Below are 9,047 nucleotides of genomic sequence, written 5' to 3' on the forward strand. Positions count from 1 at the left end.
GAAGGTATCCGACTTTGACTTTGAGCTTCCTGAGGAGCTGATCGCAAAGTACCCACCAGAAAAGCGTGGGCAAAGCAGATTGCTCCATGTTGATGGAGTAAGTGGCAATAAACAAGATATGTCTTTTTCTGATTTGCCTAGCTTGTTAAACAAAGGCGATTTACTGGTCTTCAATAATACAAAGGTTGTCCCGGCTCGAATGTACGCTAAAAAAGAGACGGGCGGCGCTCTCGAGATTTTGTTTGAGCGGAAAGTTTCTGAAGATCGGTTTTTGGCGCATGTAAGATCCTCAAAGTCCCCAAAGCCGGGTAGTAAGATATTTACTGAAGGCGGCAGCGAGTTAGAGATGCTTGGTCGCCAGGGCGCTTTATTTGAATTACGTGTGTGTGATTCAGAAGTGTTTGATCTTTTGTATCGAGAAGGGCATGTACCATTGCCGCCTTATATCGATCGAGCCGATGAAAAGCTGGATGATGACCGCTACCAAACTGTCTACGCCAAAGAGCCAGGGGCAGCCGCCGCACCGACAGCGGGACTTCATTTTAGTGAAGAGATGCTTACCGCTTTGGCCGCGCAGGGCGTTGAAACGACGTATGTCACGCTACACGTCGGCGCGGGAACGTTTCAACCAGTGAAGGTTGAAACGGTTGAGGATCACGTGATGCATAGCGAGTGGATACAAGTTTCTCAGGATACAGTGGATACGATTAGTGCCACTAAGCGCAACGGAGGACGTGTCGTCTGCGTTGGCACCACGAGTATGAGAAGTCTTGAGGCGGCAAGTCAGAGTGGAGAATTAAGCGCGTTTGAAGGTGATACGGATATTTTTATCTACCCTGGCTACTCTTTTAAAACGGTTGATGCGCTTGTCACCAATTTCCATTTGCCTCAAAGCACCTTGTTGATGCTGGTGGCTGCGTTTTCTGGACAGAAAACAATTATGGCCGCCTACGAGCATGCTATTCAGGAGAGATATCGGTTCTTCAGTTATGGCGATGCAATGTTCTTAGAGCCTACGCGTTAATTTTTTACACCAGAATTTTATATCGGAGAAGGTATGTCTCGTCCTGAATGCTTCATGTCGTTCGAAGTCAAAAAAACAGACAAAGTTGCACGGCGTGGAGAGCTTAAGTTTCCTCGGGGAACGGTTCAGACACCCACATTTATGCCCGTAGGAACATATGGCACGGTAAAAGGTATGTTGCCGAGGGACATAAAGGAGATTGGCGCAGAGATTATTCTGGGTAATACCTTTCATCTCATGTTGCGTCCTGGTACTGATGTTGTTGAGGAACATGGCGATTTGCATGACTTTGTGCAGTGGCAAGGTCCGATTTTGACTGATTCGGGCGGCTTTCAAGTGTTTAGTCTTGGCGACTTGCGTAAAATTACCGAAGAAGGTGTCAAATTCAAGTCACCCATTAACGGTTCAGAAGTTGAGATGACGCCAGAAATCTCGATGGAGGTTCAGCGGAAACTTGGCTCAGACATCGTCATGATTTTTGATGAATGCACTCCCCATCCTGCAACTTGGCAGGAAGCGAAGGATTCAATGGAGCTGTCATTGCGCTGGGCGAAGCGAAGTAAAGACGCGCATGGCGAGAGCCCTTCTGCTTTGTTTGGAATCGTGCAAGGTGGAATGTATGAGGATCTGCGCGATATATCTTTAGCCGGTTTGAGCGATATTGATTTTGATGGCTATGCAATTGGCGGACTTTCGGTGGGTGAGCCGAAAGAAGATATGATGCGAATTCTAGAGCATTTGTCCGATAAAATGCCGGAGAACAAGCCTCGTTATTTGATGGGGGTTGGCAAGCCGGAAGATTTGGTAGAGGGCGTTCGGCGGGGCGTTGACATGTTCGATTGCGTTATGCCTACACGAAATGCGCGTAATGGCCATCTGTTTACGCACAATGGTGTTGTAAAAATTCGAAATGCAACGCATCGGCACGACATGAGCCCGCTTGATTCTGAATGTGATTGTTATACCTGCAAAAATGTTACGCGCTCATATTTGCATCACTTGGAGCGCTGCGGCGAGATGCTAGGGGCGCAGCTCAATACCATCCATAATTTGCGATATTATCAAAATCTTATGAGCGGATTGCGTGAAGCAATCGAACAAGGTAAATTGACCGACTTTGTCGACGCCTTCTATCGGGCGCGGGGTCTTGAGACCCCACCTTTAGAATTGGAAGATGCATTCGAATAGTCGAATCGAAACTAAATTATTTGTTACTAATACTGAGGAAGAAAATGAGCATGCTTATTAAACAAATTACACTTTTGGCGTTAATGGTTTTGTCTGGCGCAGCGTTCGCGGAAGGCGCCGCACAACCAGGCGAGCCGAGTGCCGTCATGCAACTTATTTTCTTTGGTGGCTTTATTCTTATCTTCTACTTCCTTATGTGGCGCCCGCAATCAAAGCGTGCCAAAGAGCATAAGAATCTTGTTTCAAGTTTGAGCAAGGGTGACGAGGTTGTCAGCAGTGGAGGCATTGCTGGAAAGATCACAAAAGTATCGGAAGATTTCATCTCCGTAGAGGTTTCTGAGGGCGTGGAATTGAAAATCCAGAAAGTGGCCGTTTCTTCTGTTCTACCTAAGGGAACATTGAAGGGTCTATAGTAAATAGCCGGCTTTGTCCGGCTTTTTCATTTTTAGTGCGCAGTAACTTTTTAGTAATTCTAAATCCTGTTTAGTAAGCCTAACTCAAGTTGCATGTGATTGAACAAGAAAAGAAAGGTAATTAGGAGCTCACATGCTCAATAAATATCCTGCTTGGAAATATGCCTTACTTGCTGTGTTATTAGCGGTGGGTGGTATCTACGCATCTCCAAACTTGTATCCCGATGACTTCGCTATTCAGGTCACGGGTACTCAAAGTACGACAGAGTTGGATGCCAGCCTTGTCAGCACTGTCGAATCAGCGCTTGCAGATGCCAATATTTCTGCAAAAGAGATCGAGCTTCAAGATCGTCTTGTGCTGGTGCGTTTTAACTCTAGTGATGATCAGTTAGCAGCCAAATCTGCAATTCGAGATGGTTTGGGGGATGAGTATATCGCGGCGCTGAATATGGCTCCGACGACGCCAGATTGGCTGAGGGCAATTAATGCGGGGCCAATGAAGCTTGGTCTAGATTTACGCGGTGGTGTTCACTTCCTTTTAGAAGTAGATATGGAAAAAGCGCTAAGTCAGCGCTTGTCGGTCTATGAGAGCGAAATTAAATCAGTCCTTCGCGAAGAGCGTATCCGATACCGAGCGTTTGGTTTAGATGGCCTGGACGCAATAAAAATTAAGTTTCGTCAGGCTGAGGAGCGTGACAAGGCAGAAGCGCTAGCTGCCAGAGAGTATCGCGAATTCATGCGCGAGACAGAAGAAGATGACGAAGCGGCGTATTTGACGTTGCGCCTGTCTGAGCAGAGCATCGCAGATATTGAAGACTATGCTGTCCAACAAAACCTGATTACCTTGAGAAATCGAGTTAATGAACTTGGTGTTGCGGAGCCTCTTGTTCAAAGGCAAGGAAGGGACCGCATCGTTGTTGAGCTTCCAGGCGTTCAGGATACGGCAACTGCAAAGCGTATTATTGGTAAAACAGCAAACCTGGAGTTTCGTTTAGAAGGCAAGCCTGGAGCGCCAAGTAGCAGTACACAGCGATTTGTATTCCGCAATGATGAAGGGCGTTCCGCGCTTCTAGAGAAAGACGTTATTGTCACCGGAAGTAATGTTTCCAATGCCAACGCAGGGTTTGATGAAAACGGCGTTGCTCAGGTAAACATCAGTCTTGATGGTAACGGCGGAAAGATGATGTTGGACGTGACGAAGCGTTCGATTAAACGACGCATGGGAGTTTTGTTCATCGAGCAGAAGTCTGAAACTCGCCGTAGAATGGTCGATGGTGAAGAGGTTGTAGAGCGAAGAAATCGTGAGATCCGCAACATTATTAACCTCGCGACAATCCAGTCTGCGTTTGGCAACTCATTCCGTATAACAGGTTTGGACTCTCCGACTGAGGCTGCTGAACTTGCCTTGTTATTGCGTGCAGGTTCTCTTGCGGCACCCGTCTACTTTGTTGAAGAGCGAACTGTTGGGCCAAGCCTTGGTCAAGCGAACATTGATGCCGGGCTTCTGTCTGTACAAATCGGTTTCGGACTTGTTCTCATATTTATGCTTATCTACTATCGCGTTTTCGGTTTAATCGCGAACGCAGCGCTTCTGGTGAATGTTGTGTTGCTGTGTGCGCTGATGTCGATGATTTCTGCAACGCTCACGTTGCCGGGTATCGCCGGGATTGTTTTGACAGTTGGTATGGCTGTGGATGCAAACGTTCTAATCTTTGAACGGATAAGAGAAGAGCTAAAGGCTGGATTGTCTCCGCAGCGCGCGATTGACGCTGGTTACGGTCGAGCTTTCGTCGCAATTCTCGATGCAAATATCACTACATTTATAGCAGCAATTATACTATTTGCCGTTGGTACGGGGCCCGTGAAAGGCTTCGCGGTTACGTTAGCGCTGGGTATTCTGACTTCAATGTTTACTGCAATTTTCTTGAGCCGCGCGATTACTAATCTTGTGTATGGTTCTCGCAAAGTTCAAACGTTATCCATAGGTTGATGAGTAGTTAAGGTGAAAGAAATGAATACAATTGACTTTATGGGTAAGAGAAAAATCGCAGCAGTTGCTTCGGTTTTGCTTCTCATCGCATCTCTCAGTTCGCTCGCGATGCAGGGCTTACAGCTAGGGCTCGACTTTACTGGTGGTACCTTAGTTGAGGTCGAGTATGCAGCAGCACCAAATCTCGAGGATGTAAGAAAGACCTTGAATGATGCTGGCTATGACAAGCTCGTCGTTCAGAACTTCGGTGCTGATACTTCAGTGTTAGTTCGCTTATCTCAAGGCTTTGACGATAAGGTGGGCGAGCAAGTTCTTAATGTATTGTCCGGTACTGGTGATGCGGTGACGCTTGAACGCGCTGAATTTGTTGGATCACAGGTGGGTGAAGAACTCCGAGAGCAGGGCGGCTTAGGTTTATTGTTGGCCTTGGGAATCGTCATGGTATACGTAGCACTCCGCTTTCAGTTTAAGTTTTCTGTTGGTGCGGTTGCAGCTCTGATTCACGATGTGATTATCGTTGTTGGTATCTTCTCAATCATTGGTTGGGATTTTGATCTGACTGTACTCGCAGCGTTATTGGCGGTGATTGGTTATTCTCTGAACGATACGATTGTCGTATCCGATCGGATACGAGAGAACTTCAGAAAGCTTCGTAAATCAGATTCGGCAGAGGTGATAAATATCTCTCTGACACAGACGCTCTCGCGTACGTTGGTGACATCATTAACTACGATTTTGGTGCTTGTTGCGCTTTATATTGTAGGGGGTGAGATGATTAACGGCTTTGCGAAGGCTTTGCTGATTGGTGTTGTTGTTGGTACTTATTCTTCGATCTATGTGGCGAGTAATGTCTTGCTATCAATGGGTGTGAGTAAAGAGGATCTCATCCCTGCAGTCGACAAAGAAGAGGGTGAAGTTGATGATGGCCCAAGCGAAGCCGATATTCGCAAACTAGAAGAGCAGGATCGTCGTCGTGCTGAGAGAGAAGGAAAAGCATAGGTTTCCTTTTCGAGGCACAAAAAAACCAGCCCTAGGGCTGGTTTTTTTGTGCCTTGTTATTACTTAAGCTGTCAATTTTGACCCATAGCTAGAGAAGCGCTGTAGTGTCGATTTGAAAAGCTTAGGGTTGGCTACGACTAAGGTTTTATCGCCCGATTTCATAAATCCGTTGCTTAAACTGCCCACCAAGGCGCCGGCTTCGGCACACAAAAGTAAAGAAGCTTCAAGATCGTTCGTATTCACGTTCGTGAGAAGCGCTGCGTCTAATTGGCCTGATGCAACTTGTGCAAGGTCGAGGTTAGCGCAGCCGCTAACACGGGCATTGATGCCTGCCTGGCCCATGCTGGTCACGAGATCTGATACAACATGGTCTCCGCTCTCTTGAGCAAATTGGTTTAATGAATCTGTCGCAAATAAGCTACCTTCCAGTTGGCGTTGGGCGCTGACACGACATCGTCGATCATTGAAGATTGCGCCACCACCTTTTACGGCCACGTATTCAGCACCAGTGAAGGGGTTAACGATTACTGCGCTATGGATTTTGCCATTTTTTTTGTGGATGAAACTGTATACAGTTTGAGGGATTTTGCGAAGAAGGTGCTGTTCGTTGTCAAAACCTTGAATAAGCCATAGGTCCTCTTTAATGTCGCTAACTTGCTCACCTATTTCGGCAACGTAATGCTTTGGGTAGCCTTTTTTAAGGGCGTCCATCAGCGTTTTGAACAAAACTTCCTCAAGGTGTCGAACAAGTTTTAGATCTTCCTTTAAGTCTGCGGTCGCATGCTCTTTTCTGTCGATGCTCAGATTCACGTATTCATTGAATTGGCGTGCTGCACGTAGCGCAATGTTCAAAATTGGTTGCATTCTTTTCACCTAGTCCTAGTCTGTGGCGGCATGATAACAAAAACCTGTGTTATTGCAGCAAAAAAGCTGAGTAGTTCACAATAAATGAATATACTCTCGTGCTGAGTATAGTCTTCATTTTTTAACAAAGGTTGTTTGGTAATGACCGAAATGGTCGATAAAGAGACAGGGCGGCATCCTGATGTATTCGAGTTTATTGATATCGTGCTTGTGCACACCAGTCACTCTGGAAACATCGGTGCGGTAGCAAGGGCGATGAAGAATATGGGCTTTGGAGCCTTGAAGTTGGTATCACCCAAAGATTTTCCATCCGATGACGCAGTAGCGAGGGCGGCTGGCGCGTGCGATGTACTCGATTCTGCAACTGTTTTTGGTAGCCTTAGTGAGGCCGTTGCTGATTGCCATTACGTTGTTGGAGCGAGCGCGCGAGTGAGGAGCTTTCCTTGGCCCGTCATGAATCCGCGAGAAACGGCGCAGAAGGCGATGCGGTTTCTTGCGGAGTCGGATGGAGGGGCATTACCAACGAAAGTGGCATTTGTTTTTGGTAGAGAGTCAAGCGGGCTCACCAACGAAGAGCTGCATCAATGCAATGCACATGTTCACATACCAGCCAATCCCGATTATTCATCGCTAAACTTAGCAATGGCGGTTCAAGTGCTGACTTATGAATTGAGAATGCAGATCTTGGAATGCATGGATGGTGGATTGGATGCATCGGTTCTTGGGCCTGATGATCTAGGTTGGGATGCTGAGCCTTGCTCTACTCAGGATATCGAAGGTTTGATGTCGCACCTTACGAATGTGATGACGCGCACGGGCTTCTATGATGAGCAAAACCCGGGTCAACTTCAGCCGAGACTGCGCCGTCTTTTTCAGCGCCGTACGTTGGACAAAATGGAGCTTAATATCCTTCGGGGTATACTTAAAAGCGTAGAGAAAAAATTACAAAGGTAACGACATGTTTGATGCGGTAAGGGAAGATATTAAGAGTGTATTCAGTCGTGATCCAGCAGCTAGAAATACATTTGAGGTACTCACAAACTATCCTGGCCTCCATGCGCTTTGGATGCATCGGTTGGCTCATGGGCTTTGGAGTAGGGGGTTCAAATGGTTAGGTCGTTTTGTTTCCTCTGTCAGTCGCTGGTTTACTGGAATCGAAATACATCCCGGCGCAACCATTGGTCGGCGCTTTTTTATTGACCATGGCATGGGTGTTGTTATTGGGGAAACAGCCGTCATCGGCGACGATGTGACGCTCTATCAAGGGGTCACACTTGGCGGGACTAGCTGGAATAAGGGTAAAAGACACCCGACCCTCTCTGACGGCGTTGTGGTTGGGGCCGGTGCGAAAGTGCTCGGCCCGTTTGAGGTTGGCGTAAATGCCAAAATAGGATCGAATGCTGTTGTCACGAAAGAGGTTCCCGCGGGGGCGACGGTAGTAGGAATTCCAGGTCGGATTATATTGAAATCCGTTTCGGAGATGCCGGCTGTAGATGAAGATAAGCGGAAAAAAATGGAAGAAAATTTTGGTTTTGATGCTTATGGGTTGAGCGAGGAGATGCCAGACCCCGTAGCCAAGTCTTTACGCAGCATGCTCGATCATATGCATTTGGTCGATGAACGTATGAATCAGATGTGTAAGGAATTGCGCAAGTTAGACTCAAGTTTTGATAAAGAAGAAATTAAGAGTATTGATGATCGGGATGTGGATTGCTTCAAGCAAGCTAAGTGAGGCGAGTATAATAGTTGACTGTTATAGTCGGGTATAACATAATTTTCCGATATTTTTATGTTATGAGCAGTTTATGCGTCTTACCACAAAGGGTCGTTATGCGGTTACAGCAATGCTCGATCTTGCATTGCATAGTGAGGCCGGCCCAGTTTCTTTATCCGATATTTCTGCTCGACAAGGGATATCTCTCTCGTACTTAGAGCAGTTGTTCTCTAAGCTGCGGAGAAAGGCTCTCGTATCAAGTATCCGTGGTCCGGGCGGGGGCTATGTACTTGGCGAGATGCAACGAGACGCGTCGATTGCATCTATTATTGATGCCGTTGATGAATCGATTGATTCAACAAAATGTCAGCAAAAAGGCGATTGTCAGCAAGGGCAAAAATGCCTTACCCACCATTTATGGTCTGATTTAAGTGAACAGATACACTCTTTTTTAGACGATATCACCCTTGAGCAGTTGATGCTAAAAAGCGAAGTTCTTGAGACCGCGGAGCGACAAAATACAACGGTCGGTTTAATATATTCCGAACAGTAAAGTCTTGGTTCACAGTAACAGATGATTTATTTAGATTATGCAGCAACAACGCCGGCCGATCCGCGAGTTGTTGAAAAAATGCTCGCCTATCTTGGGGTTGGAACATGTTTCGCAAACCCTGCTTCGCGTTCACATATGCTTGGTTGGCAGGCGGAGGCAGCCGTTGAAGCTGCGCGCAAGACAATTGCTAAATCGTTGCATTGTGATGTTCGCGAACTTGTCTGGACGAGTGGTGCGACCGAGTCCAATAATCTCGCTATCAAAGGGGCGTTAGAATATTTGCGGGGCAAGGGTGATGAGAG

General features: G+C 46.8%; 10 protein-coding genes. 9 read left to right on the top strand and 1 reads right to left on the bottom strand.

The genetic code is table 11. The features are described from left to right. The 5 genes from queA to secF all read left to right on the top strand — a co-directional run. On the top strand, positions 1-1,024 hold a 1,024-nt coding region (gene queA, locus A3751_RS05845; protein WP_068453318.1), incomplete at its 5' end, for a tRNA preQ1(34) S-adenosylmethionine ribosyltransferase-isomerase QueA. A 54-nt stretch (positions 1,025-1,078) separates the two neighbouring features. Beyond that, the gene (gene tgt / locus A3751_RS05850; RefSeq protein ID WP_068453320.1) at positions 1,079-2,212 is read left to right on the top strand and encodes a tRNA guanosine(34) transglycosylase Tgt; all 1,134 of its coding nucleotides are present in this window, start codon (positions 1,079-1,081) and stop codon (positions 2,210-2,212) included. Between the two features lie 50 nt (positions 2,213-2,262). Continuing rightward, on the top strand, positions 2,263-2,625 hold the full coding sequence (gene yajC, locus A3751_RS05855) for a preprotein translocase subunit YajC (protein ID WP_082863079.1): 363 nt from the start codon (positions 2,263-2,265) through the stop codon (positions 2,623-2,625). Positions 2,626-2,758: 133 nt separating this feature from the next. Next, a complete protein-coding gene (gene secD / locus A3751_RS05860; protein ID WP_068453323.1) occupies positions 2,759-4,615 on the top strand; it encodes a protein translocase subunit SecD in 1,857 nt (618 codons plus the stop codon). Between the two features lie 21 nt (positions 4,616-4,636). Further along, the gene (gene secF / locus A3751_RS05865; protein ID WP_068453325.1) at positions 4,637-5,614 is read left to right on the top strand and encodes a protein translocase subunit SecF; all 978 of its coding nucleotides are present in this window, start codon (positions 4,637-4,639) and stop codon (positions 5,612-5,614) included. A gap of 63 nt (positions 5,615-5,677) precedes the next feature. Here secF and A3751_RS05870 read toward each other — a convergent pair whose 3' ends face one another. Continuing rightward, positions 5,678-6,478 (bottom strand): inositol monophosphatase family protein, encoded by an 801-nt coding sequence (locus tag A3751_RS05870; protein WP_068453327.1) that lies wholly within the window; start codon positions 6,476-6,478, stop codon positions 5,678-5,680. 141 nt (positions 6,479-6,619) lie between these two features. Here A3751_RS05870 and A3751_RS05875 point away from each other — a divergent pair, with 141 nt between their 5' ends. From A3751_RS05875 to A3751_RS05890, 4 genes are all read left to right on the top strand, one after another. Then, complete coding sequence (locus tag A3751_RS05875; RefSeq protein WP_231871651.1) at positions 6,620-7,432, top strand: RNA methyltransferase; 813 nt, start codon at positions 6,620-6,622, stop codon at positions 7,430-7,432. A 4-nt stretch (positions 7,433-7,436) separates the two neighbouring features. Further along, complete coding sequence (cysE, locus tag A3751_RS05880; RefSeq protein WP_068453329.1) at positions 7,437-8,210, top strand: serine O-acetyltransferase; 774 nt, start codon at positions 7,437-7,439, stop codon at positions 8,208-8,210. Positions 8,211-8,283: 73 nt separating this feature from the next. Beyond that, positions 8,284-8,745: a Fe-S cluster assembly transcriptional regulator IscR gene (iscR, locus tag A3751_RS05885; RefSeq protein ID WP_068453331.1), complete on the top strand. Its 462-nt coding sequence runs from the start codon at positions 8,284-8,286 to the stop codon at positions 8,743-8,745. A gap of 21 nt (positions 8,746-8,766) precedes the next feature. Then, positions 8,767-9,047, top strand: a 281-nt coding sequence (locus A3751_RS05890; protein WP_156492278.1) for an aminotransferase class V-fold PLP-dependent enzyme, incomplete at its 3' end; no start/stop codon positions are given.

Source organism: Oleiphilus sp. HI0080 (assembly GCF_001635135.1).